Below are 19,836 nucleotides of genomic sequence, written 5' to 3'. Positions count from 1 at the left end.
CGTGTCTAGCCTTGCAAAGCATTAATCTTCGACGGAAGCACTACGGATTTCGCAGGCGGAAGCCTCCCCTCCAAGGAGTCTTTCGGCCGCGGACCGATGCAGACGGGCCGCCGCGGGGTCGCCGAGCCGGTCGAGCGTGTCGGCCAGCCTGAGCTGCAGTGCCGCCTGGAGCCGTACGTCCTGGGCCCGCCGCGCCCACTCCACCGCCTCCTCGCAGGTCCGCAGGGACTCCTCGGGCCGTCCGGCGTACTCCTGGACCCGCGCCGCCTCGCTCAACGCCCGTGCGTAGCCGGGGAGATCGGCCAGCCGCCGGTAGCCGGCGGCCGCGGCGCGCCAGTACCGCAGCGCCTCGCCGTAGCGGCCCGCGTAGGTCTGCACCGCGCCGAGCCGTGCGTACAGCCGGGCCTGGTCGGCCCGCTCGTCCCGGGCGAGGCGCTGGGCGAGCGCGCGGCCGTACCAGTCGCCGGCCCGCTGCCAGTCCCCCAGCTCCTGGTAGGAGCCGCCTACGGATTCCATCGCCCGGCCGATCGCGTACGGGTCGTTCGCGGCCCGTCCGGCGTCGAGCGCGGTCCGGTAGCGGGCCAGGGCGTCCTGGGTGCGGCCGGTCCTGGCGTCGAGATCGGCGAGGTTCAGCAGGGCCGCGGCCCGCTCCCGGTGCAGGCCGCGGCGCTCGGCCACGTCCAGGACCAGCCGGTGCAGGCCGTACAGCTCGGGCGCCGCGGCCTCGGCGCCCCGGTGCGCGGTCTCCGCCCGGACCAGGGCGGCGACCAGGCGGCGGGCCAGGGTGTCGAGCTCGCCGTCGGCGACGGCGAGGCGGGCGGAGGCCAGCAGCACGGGCCGGCGGCTGTCCAGCCACTCGGCGGCGGCCGGCATGTTCGGGAAGCGCAGGGCGCGGGGCAGTCCGGCGAGCTTCTTGCGGGCGGAGGACCCCTCGGGCTCGGTGATCGCGCGGCAGGACTGGAGGAGCCGTACGGTCCGCTCCAGCATCCGGGCGCGGGCGAGCTGCACCTCGGCGGGCCGGTCGCGCTCCTCCAGCTGCGCGCGCAGGAGAGGGACGAGATGGCCGGGGACCTCGTACTGACCATCCTCGCCCTCGGTCACGAGCCCCAGCGCGACGAAGCCGGCGAGGGTGGTCGCGGCCGCCGAGACGGAGCAGCCGGCCAGGGCGGAGGCGGTGTGGGCGTCGGCCCGGCCGAGGGGGGCGAGGCAGAGGTATCGCAGTATCCGGGCGGCGGGCTGGGCCAGGGATTCGTGGACCAGCTCGAAGGCGCGGGAGAGCGGGTCGCCGGAGCGGGCGCGCAGCTGCTTGGCGAGGTCGGCGACGGAGGCCTTGGGGCGGGCGGCGAGCCAGCCGCCGGCCAGGACGACGGCGGCGGGCTGGCCGCCGCACTCCTCGACGAGGGTCTCGGCGGCCTGCGGGTCGACCGTCACGCGTACGGATCCGGTGAAGGCGGTGAGCAGCTCGATGGCCGACTTGGGGTCGAGTCCGCCGAGGGTGCAGGGGCGGACGTCGGCGATCCCGGTGAGCGGCCCCTTGGCCACGGCGACGACGAGGGCGGCGGGGTTGTCCGGGATCAGCGGATCGACCTGCTCGGCGTCGACGGCGTCGTCGAGCACGAGGACGGTACGGCGTACGGCGAGGGCCTCGCGGACCATCTCGGTCAGCTCGTCCTCGGCGGCGCCGGGGGGTTCCGCGACGCCCAGGTCCCGGAGCAGCGCCTGGGCGACCCGCGCGGTGGGGACCGGGTCACCGCCGGGCTCGGTCAGCCGGGCCCGGAACACCCCGTCGGGGTAGGCCGCGCCGAGTCCGGCGACGAGTTCCCCGGCGAGGGCGGTCCGGCCGGAGCCGGGCCGCCCGGCGATCAGCAGGACGCGGGCGCGGGGGGCCTTGCGGCCGGTGAGGGTGTCGAGTCCGGTCCGTTCGATGTCGGCGCGCAGGGCCTTCAACTCCCGTTGCCGGCCGAAGAAGTTCCGTACCCCGCCCGCTGCCACCGCCTGATCCCTCACGGGCCACGCTCCCGTCCACCTGCGCACGAGCCGATCCCGCGGGGGGCTCCGCACGGGCGATCCCGAGCGTAGTTCAGGGCATGCGCCGGACCCGGCGGAGCAGGGCGGACAGATCCCCCGATCGGATCAGCAGATCGTCAGACCGGTGGGTGCGTACGGCGCCGTACGAGTACGGCGTCCTACGACTCGAACGGGCGCGCCGGCCACGGCGCGTCCGCCGGGCGCAGCGCCTCGAGGCCTTCGCCCGCGCGGGCCGCCGCCAGCGAGAGAACGCCCACCACCAGGCAGCTGTTGTGCAGCTCCCCCGCCAGCACGCCGCGCACCAGGTCCGCCAGCGGGACGCGGGCCACCTCCATGTCGGCCTCCTCGTCGGCGACCTCGAAGCGCTCGCCCTCCGCCTCGGACAGGTCCCGCGCGAGGAAGATCCGTACCGCCTCGTCGGAGCCGCCGGGCGTCGTGTACAGGTCGGTCAGGACCCGCCAGTCCGCGGCCTTGACGTGCGCCTCCTCGTACAGCTCGCGCTGCGCGGCGACCAGCGGGTTCTCGCCCGGCACGTCGAGGAGACCCGCCGGGATCTCCCACAGCTTCTGGCGCACGGGGTGCCGGTACTGCTTGATCAGCAGCACGCGGTCCTGGTCGTCGACGGCGAGGACCGCGACCGAGCCGGGGTGGACCTGGTAGTCGCGGCGCGCGACCGTGCCGTCGGGCATGGCCACGTCGTCCGTGCGGACACTCGTCTTCTTTCCCTGGAACGGGGTCGTCGTCGCGACGACCTGCCACTCCTGCGGGGTGTCCTGCAACTCCATCTGCGTCCTCCCACACACGAAACCGGGGTACGTGTCCATAAGGACCCGTACCCCGGCAACGTTAACGCCTTGTCCTACTGACCCGTCTTGCGCTCGACGGCCGCCTTGACCAGGCCGGCGAAGAGCGGGTGCGGACGCGTCGGACGCGAACGCAGCTCCGGGTGGGCCTGGGTCGCGACCAGGTAGGGGTGCGTCTCGCGCGGGTACTCGACGTACTCGACGAGCTTGTTGTCCGGGGAGGTGCCGGAGAAGACCAGACCGGCCTTCTTCTCCAGCTCCGCGCGGTAGGCGTTGTTCACCTCGTAGCGGTGGCGGTGGCGCTCCTCCACGTACGGCTGGTCGTCGTAGACCTCGCGGACGATCGAGCCATCGGCGAGCTTCGCCGGGTACAGGCCCAGGCGCATCGTTCCGCCCAGGTCGCCGGCGCCCTCGACGTACGCGAGCTGCTCCTCCATCGTCGAGACGACGGGGTGGGCGGTGGCGGGGTCGAACTCGGTGGAGTTCGCCTCCGGGATGTCGGCCAGGTTCCGGGCGGCCTCGATCACGATGCACTGCAGGCCCAGGCAGATGCCGAGCAGCGGCACCTTGTTCTCACGGGCGTACTGGATGGCGCCGACCTTGCCGCTCACGCCGCGGTCGCCGAAGCCGCCGGGGATCAGGATCCCGTCGACGTCGCCGAGCTGCTTCTTCGCGCCGGCCGGGGTCTTGCAGTCGTCGGAGGTGACCCACTTGACCTTGACCCGCGCCTTGTTGGCGAAGCCGCCGGCACGCATGGCCTCGGTGACCGAGAGGTACGCGTCGGGCAGGTCGATGTACTTGCCGACGAGCGCGATCGTGACCTCGTGCTCCGGGTTGTGGACGCGGTCGAGCAGGTCGTCCCAGGTGGACCAGTCCACGTCGCGGAACGGCAGGTCGAGCTTGCGCACGACGTAGGCGTCCAGGCCCTCGGTGTGCAGCACCTTCGGGATGTCGTAGATCGACTTGGCGTCGATGGCGGCGACGACGGCGGCCTCGTCCACGTCGCACATCAGCGAGATCTTGCGCTTGATGGCGGTGGGGACGTCACGGTCGGCGCGCAGCACGATGGCGTCGGGCTGGATACCGATGTTGCGCAGGGCGGCGACCGAGTGCTGGGTCGGCTTGGTCTTCAGCTCGCCGGAGGGGCCGATGTAGGGCAGCAGCGAGATGTGCACGACGAAGACGTTGTCGCGGCCGACCTCGTGGCGGACCTGGCGGACGGTCTCCAGGAACGGCAGCGACTCGATGTCGCCGACCGTGCCGCCGACCTCGGTGATGACGACGTCGACGTCGTCGGTCGCCATACGGCGGATCCGGGACTTGATCTCGTTGGTGATGTGCGGGATGACCTGGACGGTGTCGCCGAGGTACTCGCCGCGCCGCTCCTTGGCGATGACCTGCGAGTAGACCTGGCCGGTGGTGACGTTGGCCGAGCCGTCGAGGTCGACGTCGAGGAAGCGCTCGTAGTGGCCGATGTCCAGGTCGGTCTCGGCGCCGTCGTTGGTGACGAACACCTCGCCGTGCTGGAAGGGGTTCATCGTGCCGGGGTCGACGTTGAGGTACGGGTCGAGCTTCTGCATCGTGACCCGCAGGCCCCGCGCCTTGAGGAGCGCACCCAGGCTGGAGGCGGTCAGGCCCTTGCCGAGGGAGGAGGCGACACCCCCGGTGACGAAGATGTGCTTGGTCGTCGTGGTTTTGGGCGGCATCGCCAAGAGGGGGCTCCCGTGGTCGCGTTCTGGAGGTGCGTTCCGGCGTACCCTCCGGAAGAATCGGGGGGTGCCGTCGCTGCGGTTGCGGGGTCCTCGGCTGTCGCCGTTTCCCACCGGTCCACGGGATACCAGGGTATCAGCGACATCGGGAGACCGCTTCCGGCCACACGGGGCAGTCGAGTGCATACGGACGGCGACGCGCCCTCCGCGCGCACAGGCCTCGACCGGGGTCGGCACGGAGTCAAGCCCTACTCACCCGATTGGAGCAACGGCGTTACGAGAGTGCAAGGAAAGGCGTCGTATCCTGCTCGGACACTCGCCGCCGACCGTCAACATCAGTTGACCGCAGACCTGGAGCGAGCGCCCTGCGGGGCGGACGTGGCCGTTCGACTGGAGAGAGCACGTGGCCGGGCGCATCGAGGATTACGCACTCATCGGAGACATGCAGACCGCCGCACTGGTCTGCCGGGACGGCAGCGTCGACTGGCTCTGCCTCCCCCGCTTCGATTCGCACGCCGTCTTCGCGGGTCTCCTCGGCACGGAGGAGCACGGATTCTGGCGGGTCGGTCCCGCCGTGGCCGAGGGCTCCACGCCGCCGGCCGCCGACCGGCGCCGCTACCGCGGCGACTCGCTCATCCTGGAGTCCGAGTGGGACACCCAGCGCGGCACGGTCCGGGTGACCGACTTCATGCCGCCGCGTGACGGCGCGCCGCAGCTGATCCGGATCGTGGAGGGCGTCACCGGCCGGGTGCGGATGCGTTCGTCGCTGCGGATGCGGTTCAGCTACGGCCGGGTGGTGCCGTGGGTGCACAAGGTCGGGGACCGTACGGTCGCCGTCGCCGGACCCGACTCGGTGTGGCTGGACACGGACGTCGAGACGCACGGCCACGACCTCACGACGTACTCCGAGTTCGTCGTCACGCCCGGCGACCGGATCACTTTCACGATCAGCTGGCAGCCCTCGCACAAGGAACCGCCCGCGCTGCCGGATCCGGAAGGGGCCCTGGACGCGACCGTCGACTTCTGGCGCGACTGGGTGGAGCACTGCACGTACCACGGCCCGTACAAGGAGGCCGTCGTCCGCTCGCTGATCACGCTGAAGGCGCTGACGTACGCCCCCACGGGCGGCATCGTCGCCGCGCCGACCACCTCCCTGCCGGAGGAGATCGGCGGCGTACGGAACTGGGACTACCGCTACACCTGGCTGCGCGACGCGGCGATCACCCTGTCGTCGATGCTGCGCACCGGCTACCGCGAGGAGGCCCGCGCCTGGCGGGACTGGCTGCTGCGGGCGGTCGCGGGCGACCCGGAGAACCTGCAGATCATGTACGGGATCGCCGGTGAGCGGGAGCTCGGCGAGGCCGAGCTCGACTGGCTGCCCGGGTACGAGAACTCGGGCCCGGTCCGGGTGGGCAACGGGGCGGCCAACCAGCTCCAGCTCGATGTGTACGGCGAGGTCACCGAGGCCCTGCACCTGGCGCACATGACGGGTCTGTCCCGCAACGACTACGCCTCGCTGCTGCAGCTCAAGCTGATCCGGTACCTGGAGATGCACTGGGACCAGCCCGACGAGGGCATCTGGGAGGTGCGCGGCCCGCGCCGGCACTTCGTGCACTCCAAGGTGATGGCCTGGGTGGCCGTCGACCGCACGATCAAGCTCATCGAGTCCGGGGACGCCGACGGCCCGCTGGAGCGCTGGCGCGAGCTGCGCGACGACATCCACCGCGATGTCTGCGAGAAGGGCTACGACAAGGACCGGAACACGTTCACGCAGTCGTACGGCTCCAAGGAGCTGGACGCCTCGCTGCTGCTGATTCCGCAGATGGGTTTCCTGCCGCCGGACGACAAGCGGGTCATCGGCACGATCGAGGCGATCCAGCGGGAGCTGTCCACGGAGGACGGCTTCGTGCTGCGCTACCCGACCGCGGGCGAGGAGGCCGGCGTGGACGGCCTGGAGGGCGACGAGGGCGCGTTCCTCGCGTGCTCGTTCTGGCTCGCCGACGACCTGGCGATGATCGGACGGGTGGACGAGGCCCGCAAGCTCTTCGAGAAGCTGCTCTCGCTCCGCAACGACCTGGGCCTCCTCGCGGAGGAGTGGGACCCGCGGCTGCAGCGCCAGGTGGGCAACTTCCCGCAGGCGTTCAGCCATGTCCCGCTGATCGACACGGCGCTGCGGCTGACCGCGAGCGGGGCGTACGGCGGCTGACGCGTCCACGGCTGCCGAGGCGCGCGCCACCGCCTCCCGGAATACGCTGAAAGGGTCCTGTCCCCCTCCCGGAAAGGGGGGCGTGCCATGGCTCCCCGCAGTGTGCCGCCCAGCGCCCTGACCGGGCTTCGTGAGGATCTGGCCGGCGAGGTGTACGTGTCCGGCGATCCCGGCTACGACGAGGCCCGGACGATCCACAACGGCATGATCGACCGGCGTCCCGCGGTCATCGCTCAGTGCGAGACCCAGGAGGACGTCTCCAACGCGGTCCTCTTCGGCCGGGAGACCGAGCTGCCGATCGCGGTGCGCGGCGGCGGCCACAGCGTCGCCGGGACCTCGGTCGTCGACGACGGTCTCGTCATCGACCTGCGCCGGATGCACAAGGTCGTCGTCGACCCCGAGGACATGACGGTACGGGTCGAGGGCGGCGCCACCATGAGCCATCTGGACCACGCCTGCCAGCCGTTCCATGTGGCGACGACGGGCGGGCGGGTGTCCACCACGGGCGTCGGCGGCTTCACGCTGGGTGGCGGGTCGGGCTGGCTGGAGCGCAAGTTCGGGCTCGCCAGCGACAACCTCCTCGCGGCGGAGCTGATCACCTCCGAGGGCAAGCACGTGCACACGGACGCGGATCAGAACCCCGAGCTGTTCTGGGCGCTGCACGGCGGCGGCGGGAACTTCGGGGTGGCGACCTCACTCACCCTGCGCCTGCACGAGCTGCCGGCGATGAGCATCGCGATGCTGTTCTTCCTGCCCGAGAAGGCCCCCGAGGTGGTGCGCGCCTTCCGTGATCTGGGCGAGTCCGCCCCGGACGAGGTGGGCGGCGGCGTCGTCTACTTCCCCGCGCCGCCCGAGCCGTTCGTTCCCGAGCATCTCGTCGGCAAGCTGGTCTGCGCAACGCTCCTCACCTGCGCCGGGCCGGTCGCCGAGGTCCGTGAGCTGGCGGCGCCGCTGTTCGCGCTGGGGCCCGTGATCGAGATCGTCACGGACATCGCGTACACGGATCTCCAGTGCATGATCGACGACCCGCCCGGGCTGCGGAACTACTGGTCGGCGGAGTATCTGAGCGGCTTCCCGGACGAGGCTGTGGACGTCTTCTGCTCCCGCGCCGAGGCGATCCCGATGCCCACCGCCACCCAGCAGGTGCTGTTCCTGATGGGCGGCGCGGTGGCGGCCGGGCCGGCCGAGCATCCGATCCCGTGGCGCTCCGCGCCCTGGGCCGTCCACCCCTTCGCCACCTGGGAGGACCCGGCCGACGACGAGCGGACGGTCCAGTGGGTGCGGGACGTGCGGGCCGATGTGAGGCCGTGGTCCACCGGAGCCGTGTACCTCAACTTCATCGGCTCGGAGGGCGAGGAGCGGGTGGTGGCCGGCTTCGGCGCCGAGAACTACCGCCGGCTCGCCGCCGTCAAGGCCGCGTACGACCCCGACAACGTCTTCCGCTTCAACCACAACATCACACCGGCCCGCTGACTCACCTCAGGGCCGCGATCACCTCCCGCGCGGCCCGCTCGCCCTCGGTGGCGCCGCCTTCCATGAAGCCCTGGAAGTCGTAGCTGCAGTGCTCGCCGCCGATGTGGACATTGCCCTGGGCGGTGCCCTCGTACCCCGCGTACCGGTGCAGATAGCCGACCGGCCAGCAGGAGTACGCGCCGAGCGTGTACGGGTCGCGGTGCCAGGCGGAGAGCTGGGCACGGCCGGTGTACGCCTTCGAGGTGCCGGGGAAGAAGGCGTCGATGCCGCCGAGGTAGCGGGTGACCAGGGCCCGTACGTACGGGTCGGACTCGGTGGAGAACGGCCCTGCCGGGGTCAGGGACTTGGCGAGGGTGCCGCCTCCGTACTGGATGAGGATGCCTCCCGTGCCGCCCTGGATCTTGGTGGTGTCCCAGGTCTGCTGGACCTCGGTGTCGGTGAAGCAGTCACCGGCCGAGACACCGGGCCAGGCGCCGGTGCCGCGCCACGGGCGGGTGCCGAACTGCATGTTGAGCTTGGTGCAGTAGCCCATCCGCGCGTCCCGCAGCAGGTTGGTCATCAGCGGGTCGAACCCGGCCCGGGTGAGGTCGAGTTGCTTCAGGATCGGCAGCGGGACGCACAGGATCGTGTGGTCGGCGGTGACGGTCCGGGTGGCGCCGGCCTCGGTGAAGGTCAGGGTCTGGGTGCCGTCGGCGTTGGCGCGTACGGCGGTGAGCGACCAGCCCTGGCGCAGGGTGCCGGGGGCGAGGGCGCCCGCGATGGCGTTCGGGAGCCGGTCGTTGCCGCCGGTGATGTGGTAACGCTCGTTGGACAGGCCCCAGATGTTGAAGTGCCCCGGATTGGTCTGGTAGCCCATGAGCAGGACGAGGGCGAGCGAGGACTGTTCGGTGGTGTCGGCGCCGTACTCGACGTTGTAGGCGACGTCGATGAAGCGGCCGAGCGGCGAGGAGTGGCCGCCGGGGACCCTCGACTCGATCCATTCGTGGATCGACATGTTGTCGAGTGCGGTGCCGGTGGGCGTGGTCTGGTTCCAGAACACCTCGCCCGCCTCGGACAGATCGCGGCGCAGCGCCTGGTAGACCGCCTTGAAGTCCTCGTCGGCCTGGTGGCGTGGGTAGTACGTGCCGTTGAACCAGAGGACACCTTCGGCGCCGTTGGGCCCGCCTCCGAGGAAGTCCTCCACCGGGAGATCGAAGCGGCGGCAGAGCTGCAGGATCTTCTTGTGGCTGGTGTCGATCAGCTCGCCGCCGATCTCGGAGGTCTGTCCGTACGCCCAGTGGTCGCGCTGGGTCCACATGCGGCCGCCGACGCGGGAGGGGTTGGCCTCGTAGAGGGTCGGGGACACGCCCGCGTCCTGGAGGGTGAGGGCGGCGGTGAGGCCGGAGATGCCGGCGCCGACGACCGCGACGCGGGCCGGCGTCACCGCGCGCGCCACGGCGGGCCGGGAGGCGACCGTGCCCGCGGAGACGGCGATCCCCGCCGCGGCGGCGTACTTGAGGAGGGAACGGCGCCCGACCGCGTCGGACCTCATCGCTCGCAACTCATCGACGGGAAGGTTCAGCCGTCGGGCGTCGGCGTGCTCGGCGGCGAGTCGGTTCAGGAGGTGCATCGGGTTGGTGCGTGCCATGGGGCGCTCCTGGAAGGGTGAGGGTTCAGCTCTGCGGTACGGCGGTGGGGACGGGGGCGGCCTGCTCGTCGTCGTCGCGCTCGATCGCGTCCTCCAGGACGATCCGGCCGATGATCTCGTACCGCTCGGGCCGCCGGACCTTGAGGTGGAAGCCGAGTCCGAGGCCGCCGAAGAAGACCACTCCGACGATCCAGGGGATCGCCTTGAAGAGGAGCGAGTCGGCGGCGAGTCCCGCCGCGGTCTCCATGTTCATGATCAGCAGCACGACCACGGCGGTCATCCCGATGCCGCCGAGCAGCGGCGCGGTGAGGGTCTTGAACCAGTGCCGGTCCTCGGGGTGGTTCTTGCGGAAGTAGCCGATGACGGCGAAGGAGCAGAGCGTCTGGACGATCAGGATCGACATCGTGCCGAGGATGGCGAGCAGGGTGTAGAGGTGGCTGTACGGGTCCTGGCCGGTGAGCCAGAAGGCACCGACGAGAACGACGGCGATCGTGCTCTGGACGAAGGAGGCGATGTACGGGGAGCCGTGCTTGGCGTGCGTGCGGCCGAGCGCCGGGTGGAGGAAGCCCTCGCGGCCGATCGCGTACAGATAGCGGGAGGCGCACTGGTGGAAGGCCATCCCGCAGGCGAAGGAGCCGGTGAGCAGCAGCCACTGGAAGGCGTCGACTGCCCAGGCGCCGATGAAGGACCGGGTGGGCGCGAAGAACAGGTCGAGGGGGTTGGCGGAGGACGACAGCTCGACCGACCCCGCGAGCCCGTTGCCGGCGATCGTCATCCAGGAGACGTAGATGTAGAAGAGGCCGACGCCGATGACGGAGATCAGCGTGGCGCGGGGGATGACGCGCTTGGGGTCCCGGGACTCCTCGCCGTACATCGCGGTCGACTCGAAGCCGACCCAGGACCAGAAGGCGAAGAAGAGGCCGAGGCCGGCGGAGGCGCCGGTGAAGGCGTTCTTGGGGTTGAGGGGCTCGACCGGGATCCCTTCGGGGCCGCCGCCGGCGATCAGTACGGCGGTGGCGACGGCGAAGAGGACCGCGATCTCGGCGACGAGCATCACGCCGAGCGCCTTGGCGGTGAGGTTGATGTCGAAGTACGCGAGGACGGCGGTCACGGCGAGCATCGCCGCCGCGTACACGATCCACGGCAGGTCCACACCGAGCTGGTCGGCGACCGTCGTCTTGGTGAAGTACGCGAAGACGCCGACGATCGAGGCCTCGAAGACGATGTAGGCGAGGACGGCGAGCATGCCGGAGGCCATGCCGGCGATCCGGCCCAGGCCGTGCGAGATGTAGCCGTAGAAGGCGCCGGCGGCGGTGATCCGCTTGGCCATGGCGACATAGCCGACCGAGAAGACGGTCAGGACGACCGTCGCGAAGAGATAGCCGGCGGGCGCGCCGGTGCCGTTTCCGAAGCCGACCGCGATGGGGAGGTTGCCGGTCATCGCCGTGATGGGGGCGGCGGTCGCGACGGCCATGAAGACGACGCCGACGAGACCGACCGAGTTCGCTTTGAGGCGGTGCACCTCAGGGGTGGAGTTCTCTGCCATGCCGGGAGAGCATCCTCTGGGGTGATGTACGCCACAATCGACAGGCGGTCGCACAATTGGCCTATTGGGGCGACGAGTTGTCGGGCAGAGCGACCACTTGTAACGGTCGGGTGATGTCGCCGGAACATGGACGCGGGTAGCGTCCGGGCCCATGGACAGTCAGGGCGGGATCACCGTGCAGCGGGCGCTGGAGCTGCCCGGACTCCGCAGCGGGCTCCCCGAGGTCGTCGCCGGGGCGGAGCGGCTGAACCGCACCGTGCGATGGGTGCACGCGGGCGAGGTCCCGAACATCGCGTCCCTGCTCAAGGGCGGCGAGCTGCTGCTCACGACGGGGCTGGGTCTGGGTACGCGCCCGGCGGAGCAGCGCGCGTTCGTACGGCGGCTCGCGGACCGGGGCATCGCGGCGCTGGTGGTGGAGCTGGGCCCGCGTTTCTCGCGGCTGCCGGCGACGATCGTGGACACGGCGCGGGCCGCGGGCCTGCCGCTGGTGCAGCTGCATCGCGAGGTCCCCTTCGTCGCCGTGACGGAGGAGATCCACACCGAGATCGTCAACGGCCACTACGCGCTTCTCCGGCAGGCGGAGGAGGTGCACCGCAGGTGCACGGAGGCGCTGCTCGGCGGGGGCGGGGTGCCGCAGGTGCTGCGGATCCTGGCCGACTTCACCGCGAACCCGGTCTTCCTGGAGACGGCGGACGGCCAGCTGCTGTACGCGGCGGGTACGGAGTCGGCTCCGGCGGACCCGCTGCAGGTGTGGGACGGGCTACGGGGACAGCGGGCGGCACGGGAGTCGGGGCCGCCGACGGGGTCGGTGCTGGTGGACGTGCCGGGCGGTGGTCCGGGTACGGGGAAGGGGGCGGCCTCGGTCCGCGCCCGCCTGGTGCTGCTGTCCGTCTCGGCCCCTCTCTCCCTGGTGCACCGGATGGCGGCGGAGCGGGCGGCGGGGATCCTGGCGGTCGTCCTGATGCAGGCGCGCCAGGAGGAGGAGCTGGCGGCGCGCGGCAGGGGCGACTTCCTGACGGACCTGGCGGAGGGCCGGATCACGGCGGAGGACGCTCCGGCGCAGGCGCGGGTGCTCGGCTTCAAGCCGGGCGACGGCCCGCTGCTGCCGGTCGTCATGCGACTGGCCTCGGAACTGGCCCCCTCGGGCAACTGGGCGCTGCTCGCCCGGGCGGTCCTGGAGGAACTCTCCTCCGTGGGAGTCCCGGTGCTGCTGGGCGTCCGCCCGGTGGAGGGGCGGGTGCCGCTGCTGCTCGGCCTGCGGTCGGAGTCGGAGCGTACGGCGGTGGCGGACCGGGTCGCGGCGGCGCTGCGCGCGGGCGTGGAGCGGGCGGGCCTCATGGGGGCACCCCCGGGCGGAGCCCGGGGGAGCGCGGGCGCGCACCCGCCGGTGGTCGTGGTGGGCGTCGCGGGCGGCTGGGCGGCGGCGTCGGCGTCCCTGCGCCATGCGGGGGAGACGGCGACGGCGGCCCAGGGCCTCTCGGACCGCCCCTGGTACGACGCCCGGCGCCTGGACATCGACCTGCTGCTGTGGCGCCTACGGGAACACCCGGACCTGGCGGCCTTCGTGGACCGCGCGATCGGCCCCCTCCGCGACCACGACCAGACCTCGCGCCCACCACTGCTCCCGACGCTGGAGACGTACCTGGCGCACGCGGGCCGCAAGGCGGAGACGGCGAGGGAACTCCACCTGAACCGCCAGACGCTCTACAACCGCCTGGCCCGCATCTCCGAACTCCTCGGCACGGACCTGGACGACCCACAGACGGTCCTGGCCCTGTCCCTGGCCCTACGGGCCCGAAGGCACACGACGTAACCCCTCACGGCGACCGGCCCCCAGGATTCGGCGCCCACGCCGGGCCACGCCCGCGTGGTCACCGGGCCCCCGTGATTGGACGCGCCCGCCAGGGCGCCGTCCGTTGCGCCCACAACGGGAGTCGCCATGCCCTCCCCGACGGCGCGAAGCCGCCGCAGGGCGGGGCTTCGGGGCGAAAGCCCCCGGTCCCGTCAGGGTTTCGGGGAGGGGCGGGGTGGGGGAATTCCCGCCCCACCCCACCCACGCGTCACCGGCGGCCCGAGAGCTCGTCGTACACGCTCAGCACGTGCGCGATCGTCTCGTCCTCCGTCGGCCACGTGCCCGCCTGGACGCGGCCCGCCGCCGCCAGGTCCATGCGGCGGTCCGTGTCCGACAGGAGGCCCGCCACCGCGCCCGCCAGCGCCTCCGCGTCGCCCCACGGCACCAACTCCGCCGCGTCACCGACCAGTTCCGGCACCCCGCCCACCGCCGTCGCCACCAGCGGCACGCCGAGTCGCAGGGCCTCCTGCGCCAGCAGGGAGCGGGCCTCCCAGCGCGACGGGAGGACCGCCACGTCCGCCGCCGCCAGCAGCTCCGCCACGTCGTCACGGCGGCCGATCAGCCGGACCGCCAGCCCCTCCGCCTCGATCCGCCGCTGCAGCGCCGCCCGTTCGCGCCCCTCCCCCGCGATCACCAGCAGCGGCTGCGGGTCGAGGTCCCGCCACAGCCGCGCCGCGTCCAGCAGCATCCCGTACCCGCGCTCCGGCACCAGCGCGCCGACCGCCATCAGCAACGGCCGGTCCACCGCCCCCAGTTCCGCCCGCGCCTTCCCGTCGTGCAGACAGACCGGCGCCCGTGACGCGGGCACCGTCACCGGCGCGAGCCGCGCGTCCCGCGCCCCCCGCCGCCGCGCCCGGTCGACGAGCTCCGAGGACGTGCCGAGGACGACGGTCGCCGCCCGCACCGTCCTGCGCTCGAGAAGCCGCAGCAGCCCGCCCCGCGCCCCGTCCACATGGTTCCGGGTGTGCCACGTCGTCACCAGCGAAGGCACCGGCGCCCGTACCCCGCCCGACAGCGCGAGCGTCGCCCGCACCGAGGCGTGCAGGCCGTGCGCGTGCACGACGTCCGCGCCGATGCAGGCGTTGCGCAGCGCCGCGACCGTCGCGGGGTCGTTGCGGCGCGGGACGGGCACGAAGCGCGCGCCGGCGCCGATGAAGTCGTAGGCGCGGTCGAGTTCGGGAGGGGCGCACACGGTCACCCGCACGCCCCTCGCCACCAGCCCCGAGGCAAGTGATCTGACGTGAGCGCTGCTGCCCGCGCTGCCGCCGCCCAGCACTTGGACCGTACGGAGCTGTGTCACGCGCCCAAGGATGCCAGCCCGTACGCACGTTCCGGCACCGAAGCCGCGTCGTTCCCTTGTCCGAAGCCTCAACCCGCCGGTCGGTATCACTCACATGGGTGAGCGCGCGAGGGTGCTGACATGGTCTCCGTACGCCGCCGCGGCGACGAGCCCGGCCGCGTGGACGGCGAGTCCGACCCGCCCGTTCCCGGCGGCGATCGCGCTCCCGACGGCCGCGCCGAGCGCGTGCGCGCCCGTGTCTCCGAGCATCGTGCGCTCACCGAGGTCCTCGGCGAGGACGGCGGCCGCGGCGCCCATCGGCGCGGCGGCGAGCGTCCCGCGCAGCAGTCCCGGCGCACCGAGCCCGAGCACGGTCAGCACGGCCCGCCCGGGGGCCACATCCACGAGGTTGACGAGGTGCGCGGTCCCCGCGATCACCACGCCCGCCAGGACCTTGTCGACGGGCCGCTCCTTGAGCAGCGCCCCGGCCACGAGCCCGGCCGCGCCGATCCCCAGGAGCTTCACGGCCCCGCTGGTGACCTCGCCGTGCCGCAGGGCCCCGAGGTGCGCCCGGAAGCCCCTGCGGTCGTCGCCCTTCACGTCGTCGTACGCCCCGCAGGCACCGGCGGCGAGGACGGCGAAGGCCGCCGGTCCGTTCCCGACGGCCCCCAGGGCCGCGCCCGCTCCGAGGGCGGTCGCGGGACCGGCGTACAGATCGACGCTCCGCCCGGCACGGTTCTCGCGCCGCCACCGTTCGTCGTCCCGTCGCCGCAGCCCGGCGTACACGGCCCGGCTCACGCCCGCGGCCACGACGAACGCCCCCACCCTGCCCGGTTTCCCGATCATGCGCCCAGCCTAGGCCAGGGGGCCGGCCGCCGGCCGGCCGCTCAGCCGTCCGCCCGCGCCGTCGCCAGCAGTTCCTCCGCGTGCGCGCGCGCCGTCTCCGAGTCCTCCTGGCCGGCCAGCATCCGCGACAGCTCGCGGACCCGGTCCTCACCCTCCAGAACGATGACGCCCGAGCGGGTCACGGACCCGTCGTTGGTCTTCTCCACCAGCAACTGCCGGTCGGCGAAGGCCGCGACCTGCGGCAGGTGGGTGACCACGACGACCTGGGCCGACTTGGCGAGCTTGGCGAGCCGGCGGCCGATCTCCACCGCCGCCTTGCCGCCGACGCCCGCGTCGACCTCGTCGAAGAGATACGTCGGCACCGGATCCGTACCGGCGAAGACGACCTCGACCGCGAGCATCACCCGCGACAGCTCACCACCGGACGCGCCCTTCGCGATCGGTCGCGGCGGGGCGCCCGGGTGCGGGGCGAGGAGCAGCTCGACCTCGTCGGCGCCGGACGGCGAGTAGGCGACCCGGCGGCCGCCTACCTCGACGCCCTCGGGGTCCTCGGTCTGCCGGATGTCGAAGCACACGCGCGCGTGGGGCATGGCGAGCGAGGCCAGTTCGGCGGTGACGGCGTCGGCGAACCGGGCCGCGGCCTCCGTACGGGCGTCGGTGAGCGCCTGCGCGAGCACCGACAGTTCGGCCCGCAGCGCGTCCCGCTCGGCCGTCAGCGCGCCGATGCGGTCGTCGTCGCCCTCCAGCTCGGTGAGACGGGCCGCGCTCTCCTGCGCCCACGCGAGGACGGCGGAGACGTCCTCGCCGTACTTCCGGGTGAGCTGGGTCAGCGCCGCACGCCGCTCCTCGACGGCCGCGAGCCGCCGCGGATCGGCGTCCAGGTTGTCGGCGTATCCGGCGAGCTCCCCGGCCACATCGGCGAGCAGGATGGAGATCTCCCCCATCCGGTCCGCGAGCGCGGCGAGCGCCGGATCGTGGAGGCGTACGGCTTCCAGGGCGCGCCCCGCACCCGCGACCAGGGTCGTCGCGTCGACGGCCTCCGGGTCCTCGGGCTGACCGGCGAGCGCGCCGTGCGCCAGGGCGGCGGCGGAGGCGAGGGCCTCGGCATGCCCGAGCCGCTCCGCCTCCGCGGCCAGCTCGACGTCTTCTCCGGCCCGCGGCTCGACGGCCTCGATCTCACCGAGCCCGAAGCGCAGCAGATCGGCCTCCTGGGCCCGTTCACGCGCGCGTGTGGTGATCTCTTCCAGCTCGGCGACGACGGCCCGCAGCCGGCGGTACGCCTCCCCGTACGCGGCCAGCGGTACGGCGACGGCCTCGCCCGCGTACCGGTCCAGGGCCCCGCGCTGCCGGGCCGGCTTGAGCAGGCCCTGCTGGTCGGTCTGGCCGTGCACGGCGACGAGTTCGTCGGCGAGCTCGGAGAGCAGGCCGACGGGCACGGAACGCCCGCCGAGATGGGCGCGCGAGCGCCCCTCGGCCGAGATGGTCCGGCTGACGAGCAGCACACCGTCGTCGAGCTCGGCGCCCGCCTCCTCGGCCCGTGCGGCGACGTTCCCGCCCTCGGGCAGGGTGATCCGCCCCTCGACGACGGCCGAGCCCGCGCCGATCCGCACCAGGGCAGGGTCGGCGCGCCCGCCGAGCAGCAGCCCCAGGCTGGTCACGACCATGGTCTTGCCCGCACCGGTCTCGCCCGTCACCGCGGTGAAACCGGGCGACAGCTCGACAACAGCGTCGTCGATGACCCCGAGCGACCGTATCCGCATCTCCTCCAACACGGGGAAGACCTTACGAGGTCGAGGCCCGGCTGTGCGACGGCCCCTGCCGGAACGGGACGAACTCGCAGGTCGGGAACGCGGCTGTCACCCGTGGGGGTGGGCACCCCTGAGCCGCCCCGGGCTCCCCGGGCAGCGGGCCCGGGCAGCGGGCCCGGGCCAGTGGAAACGGCCGAACCCCAGGCCCGCGGGGAACGGCCACCCCGGCCCGTGCGAACAACCACCGCGGCCCCGCCCGTACCGACTAGTGCGGCGCGCCCCGCCAGCCCGACACCGGCAGCGCGAACTTCGCCACCAGCCGGTCCGTGAACGAGGCGTGGTGCAGGCGGGCCAGCCGTACCGGCACCTCACCGCGCCGGACCTCGACCCGTGCGCCCGCGGGGAGTTCCACCGTGCGCCGCCCGTCGCACCACAGCACCCCGTTCGGCGTGTGCGGCTCCACCTCCACCGCGAGCACCGACTCCGGCGTGGTCACCAGCGGCTTGGCGAACAGCGCGTGCGCCCCGATCGGAACCATGAGGAGCGCCTCGACCTCGGGCCAGATCACCGGCCCGCCGGCGGAGAAGGCGTACGCCGTCGAGCCCGTCGGGGTCGCGCAGATCACCCCGTCGCAACCGAACCCGGTGACCGGCCGGCCGTCGATCGCGAGCACGACCTCCAGCATCCGCTCCGGGGAGACCTTCTGCACGGCCGCCTCGTTGAGCGCCCAGTCCCGGTGCAGCACGTCACCGTTCTCGTACACGACGACGTCGAGGGTCATCCGCTCCTCGACCTCGTACGCGCGCGTGACCACCCGGTCGACGACCTTGTCGAGGTCGTCCCGCTCGGCCTCCGCGAGGAAGCCGACCCGGCCCAGGTTGACGCCGAGCATCGGCACGCCCGACGCCCGCGAGAACTCCGAGCCGCGCAGCAGCGTCCCGTCGCCGCCGAGGACGACCAGCAGCTCACAGCCCTCGAGCGCGTCGGAGCAGGCCTCCGGCACGGTCTCCACGGACGGCGGCAGCGGCAGGTCGGCCGCCTCCGCCTCCAGGACTCGCACCCCGATCCCGCTCCGCAACAGCCCCAGGACGACGAGTTCGGCGCTGCGCACCGCGGCCGGCCGGCCGGTGTGCGCGAGCAGGAAAACAGTGCGCGGTGCTGCTGTCGTTGAGCTCAACGAGGTCCCTCCGCCACGGCGCGGTCGACATCCGCCGGATCCAGCGCGGGCGCCCCTGCCCGCAGCCACAGAAAGTACTCGACGTTGCCGGAGGGTCCGGGCAGCGGGCTCGCGGTCACGCCCAGGACCCCGAGCCCGAGCTCGCCGGCCTGCCGCGCCACGTTCTTCACCGCGTCGGCCCGCAGCTCCGTGCTGCGCACCACACCCCCCGTACCGAGCCGCTCCTTGCCCACCTCGAACTGCGGCTTGACCATCAGCACCAGATCCGCGTCGGGGGCGGTGCAGCGCACCAGGGCGGGCAGCACGAGGCCGAGCGGGATGAAGGAGAGGTCGCCGACGACGAGGTCGACGGGCGTGCCGTCGATCGCGTCGAGCGTCAACTCGCGTACGTTCGTCCGGTCCTTCACGGTGACGCGGTCGTCGCTCTGCAGGGACCAGGCGAGCTGTCCGTAACCGACGTCGACGGCGACGACGTGCGCGGCGCCCGCGCGCAGCAGGACGTCCGTGAAGCCGCCGGTCGACGCGCCCGCGTCGAGGGCGCGCCGGCCTTCGACCTTCAGCCCCTGCGGTACGAAGGCGGCGAAGGCACCGGCGAGCTTGTGGCCGCCGCGGGAGACGTAGTCCGGGTCGGCGTCGTCCTGGGCGACGACGATGGCCGCGGCGGTCTCGACCTGGGTGGCGGGCTTGGTCGCGACCGTCTTGCCGACGGTCACCCGCCCGGCGGCGATCAGCTGGCTGGCGTGCTCGCGCGAGCGGGCGAGCTTGCGGCGTACCAGCTCGGCGTCCAGACGGCGGCGTGCCACTCCTGCCACGTTGGGTCAGCTCCTGGGGTTGTACGGGTTGTCTGCGGGGGTCGGTCCGGGGCATACAGCGTCGAGCGAGGTCAGCTCGTCGCGCAGCCCACGGTGTACATCCTCGTACACCTCAAGGTGTCCGTCCGCCGGGAGGTGGTCGGCGTCGCCGAGACGCTCCAGGAGGGCGTCCACCGCGGGACGCCCGGTGGGGGTGCGCTCGACACCGAGGGCCGCGGGGGCGACGGGCTCGTACGCGGTGCTCTCGGCGGCGCCCGGTTCTTCCCCGGGCCCCGGGTCCGGCGTGTGATCCGTTGCGTCGTCGCTCATGCCCTGACGCTACCGCGAAGCCCTGGGGTACGGTCGACGGCGATGGCGACGATCACGGAGTGCCGCGGCGCACTCGAGAGACTTTCGGACAACCTGCTGCGTGCGGACGGTGAGGTGCGCGACGCGGTCGCGCTCGACCGCACCCTGAGCTGCCACATCACGGACCTCGACGTCACGTTCATGGGCCGTCTCGCGGACGGCCGGATCGAGCTCCATGACACGGTCCCGGGCCGGCCGGGCACCAAGGCCCAGATCCGGCTGTCGATGGCCGGTGACGACCTGGTGGCCATGGTCGAAGGGCAGCTGAACTTCGCCCGCGCCTGGGCGGCGGGCCGGGTCCGGCTGGAGGCCGGCATCCGCGACCTGATGCGCCTGCGGAAGCTGCTGTAGGTCGGGTCGCTAGCGCGGCTCGGCCCGCGGG

Annotated in this window: 15 protein-coding genes; 4 read left to right on the top strand and 11 right to left on the bottom strand. The window is 72.8% G+C overall.

The genetic code is table 11. The features are described 5' to 3' along the window. Positions 1-21: 21 nt before the first annotated feature. From FDM97_RS11060 to FDM97_RS11050, 3 genes are all read right to left on the bottom strand, one after another. A complete protein-coding gene (locus FDM97_RS11060) occupies positions 22-2,007 on the bottom strand; it encodes a tetratricopeptide repeat protein (protein WP_254705561.1) in 1,986 nt (661 codons plus the stop codon). 179 nt (positions 2,008-2,186) lie between these two features. Then, positions 2,187-2,813 (bottom strand): NUDIX domain-containing protein, encoded by a 627-nt coding sequence (locus FDM97_RS11055; protein ID WP_137990229.1) that lies wholly within the window; start codon positions 2,811-2,813, stop codon positions 2,187-2,189. 74 nt (positions 2,814-2,887) lie between these two features. Continuing rightward, positions 2,888-4,537 carry a CTP synthase gene (locus tag FDM97_RS11050; RefSeq protein ID WP_137990228.1) on the bottom strand — a complete coding sequence of 550 codons (1,650 nt, stop codon included), beginning with the start codon at positions 4,535-4,537 and terminating at the stop codon, positions 2,888-2,890. Between the two features lie 406 nt (positions 4,538-4,943). On the opposite strand from FDM97_RS11050, the gene FDM97_RS11045 reads away from it, so the two are divergent. Together FDM97_RS11045 and FDM97_RS11040 are read left to right on the top strand one after the other, a co-directional pair. Further along, a complete protein-coding gene (locus FDM97_RS11045) occupies positions 4,944-6,746 on the top strand; it encodes a glycoside hydrolase family 15 protein (RefSeq protein ID WP_175439088.1) in 1,803 nt (600 codons plus the stop codon). An 87-nt stretch (positions 6,747-6,833) separates the two neighbouring features. After that, positions 6,834-8,219 (top strand): FAD-binding oxidoreductase, encoded by a 1,386-nt coding sequence (locus tag FDM97_RS11040; RefSeq protein ID WP_137990226.1) that lies wholly within the window; start codon positions 6,834-6,836, stop codon positions 8,217-8,219. A 1-nt stretch (position 8,220) separates the two neighbouring features. Here FDM97_RS11040 and FDM97_RS11035 read toward each other — a convergent pair whose 3' ends face one another. Further along, positions 8,221-9,846, bottom strand: a complete 1,626-nt coding sequence (locus tag FDM97_RS11035) for a flavin monoamine oxidase family protein (RefSeq protein WP_137990225.1) — start codon at positions 9,844-9,846, stop codon at positions 8,221-8,223. Positions 9,847-9,871: 25 nt separating this feature from the next. Then, on the bottom strand, positions 9,872-11,392 hold the full coding sequence (locus FDM97_RS11030; protein ID WP_137990224.1) for an APC family permease: 1,521 nt from the start codon (positions 11,390-11,392) through the stop codon (positions 9,872-9,874). Positions 11,393-11,543: 151 nt separating this feature from the next. Between FDM97_RS11030 and FDM97_RS11025 the strand changes: the two genes are divergently transcribed. Further along, positions 11,544-13,205 (top strand): PucR family transcriptional regulator, encoded by a 1,662-nt coding sequence (locus FDM97_RS11025; protein WP_137990223.1) that lies wholly within the window; start codon positions 11,544-11,546, stop codon positions 13,203-13,205. Positions 13,206-13,452: 247 nt separating this feature from the next. Here FDM97_RS11025 and FDM97_RS11020 read toward each other — a convergent pair whose 3' ends face one another. The 6 genes from FDM97_RS11020 to FDM97_RS10995 form a co-directional block, all read right to left on the bottom strand. Further along, positions 13,453-14,544: a glycosyltransferase family 4 protein gene (locus FDM97_RS11020; RefSeq protein ID WP_137990222.1), complete on the bottom strand. Its 1,092-nt coding sequence runs from the start codon at positions 14,542-14,544 to the stop codon at positions 13,453-13,455. 90 nt (positions 14,545-14,634) lie between these two features. Further along, on the bottom strand, positions 14,635-15,369 hold the full coding sequence (locus FDM97_RS11015) for a hypothetical protein (protein ID WP_137990221.1): 735 nt from the start codon (positions 15,367-15,369) through the stop codon (positions 14,635-14,637). Between the two features lie 41 nt (positions 15,370-15,410). Further along, positions 15,411-17,129, bottom strand: a complete 1,719-nt coding sequence (gene recN / locus FDM97_RS11010; protein WP_175439386.1) for a DNA repair protein RecN — start codon at positions 17,127-17,129, stop codon at positions 15,411-15,413. A 253-nt stretch (positions 17,130-17,382) separates the two neighbouring features. Then, positions 17,383-18,294: an NAD kinase gene (locus tag FDM97_RS11005; protein ID WP_137990220.1), complete on the bottom strand. Its 912-nt coding sequence runs from the start codon at positions 18,292-18,294 to the stop codon at positions 17,383-17,385. Continuing rightward, the gene (locus FDM97_RS11000; protein WP_137990219.1) at positions 18,291-19,106 is read right to left on the bottom strand and encodes a TlyA family RNA methyltransferase; all 816 of its coding nucleotides are present in this window, start codon (positions 19,104-19,106) and stop codon (positions 18,291-18,293) included. The genes FDM97_RS11005 and FDM97_RS11000 overlap by 4 nt, the downstream gene beginning before the upstream one ends. Positions 19,107-19,112: 6 nt before the next feature. After that, positions 19,113-19,415: a hypothetical protein gene (locus FDM97_RS10995; protein ID WP_137990218.1), complete on the bottom strand. Its 303-nt coding sequence runs from the start codon at positions 19,413-19,415 to the stop codon at positions 19,113-19,115. A gap of 42 nt (positions 19,416-19,457) precedes the next feature. On the opposite strand from FDM97_RS10995, the gene FDM97_RS10990 reads away from it, so the two are divergent. Then, the gene (locus FDM97_RS10990; protein ID WP_137990217.1) at positions 19,458-19,805 is read left to right on the top strand and encodes an SCP2 sterol-binding domain-containing protein; all 348 of its coding nucleotides are present in this window, start codon (positions 19,458-19,460) and stop codon (positions 19,803-19,805) included. Positions 19,806-19,836: the final 31 nt, after the last annotated feature.

This window comes from Streptomyces vilmorinianum (genome assembly GCF_005517195.1).
Classification (GTDB): domain Bacteria; phylum Actinomycetota; class Actinomycetes; order Streptomycetales; family Streptomycetaceae; genus Streptomyces; species Streptomyces vilmorinianum.
This window is presented reverse-complemented; position numbering and strand designations above follow the sequence as displayed.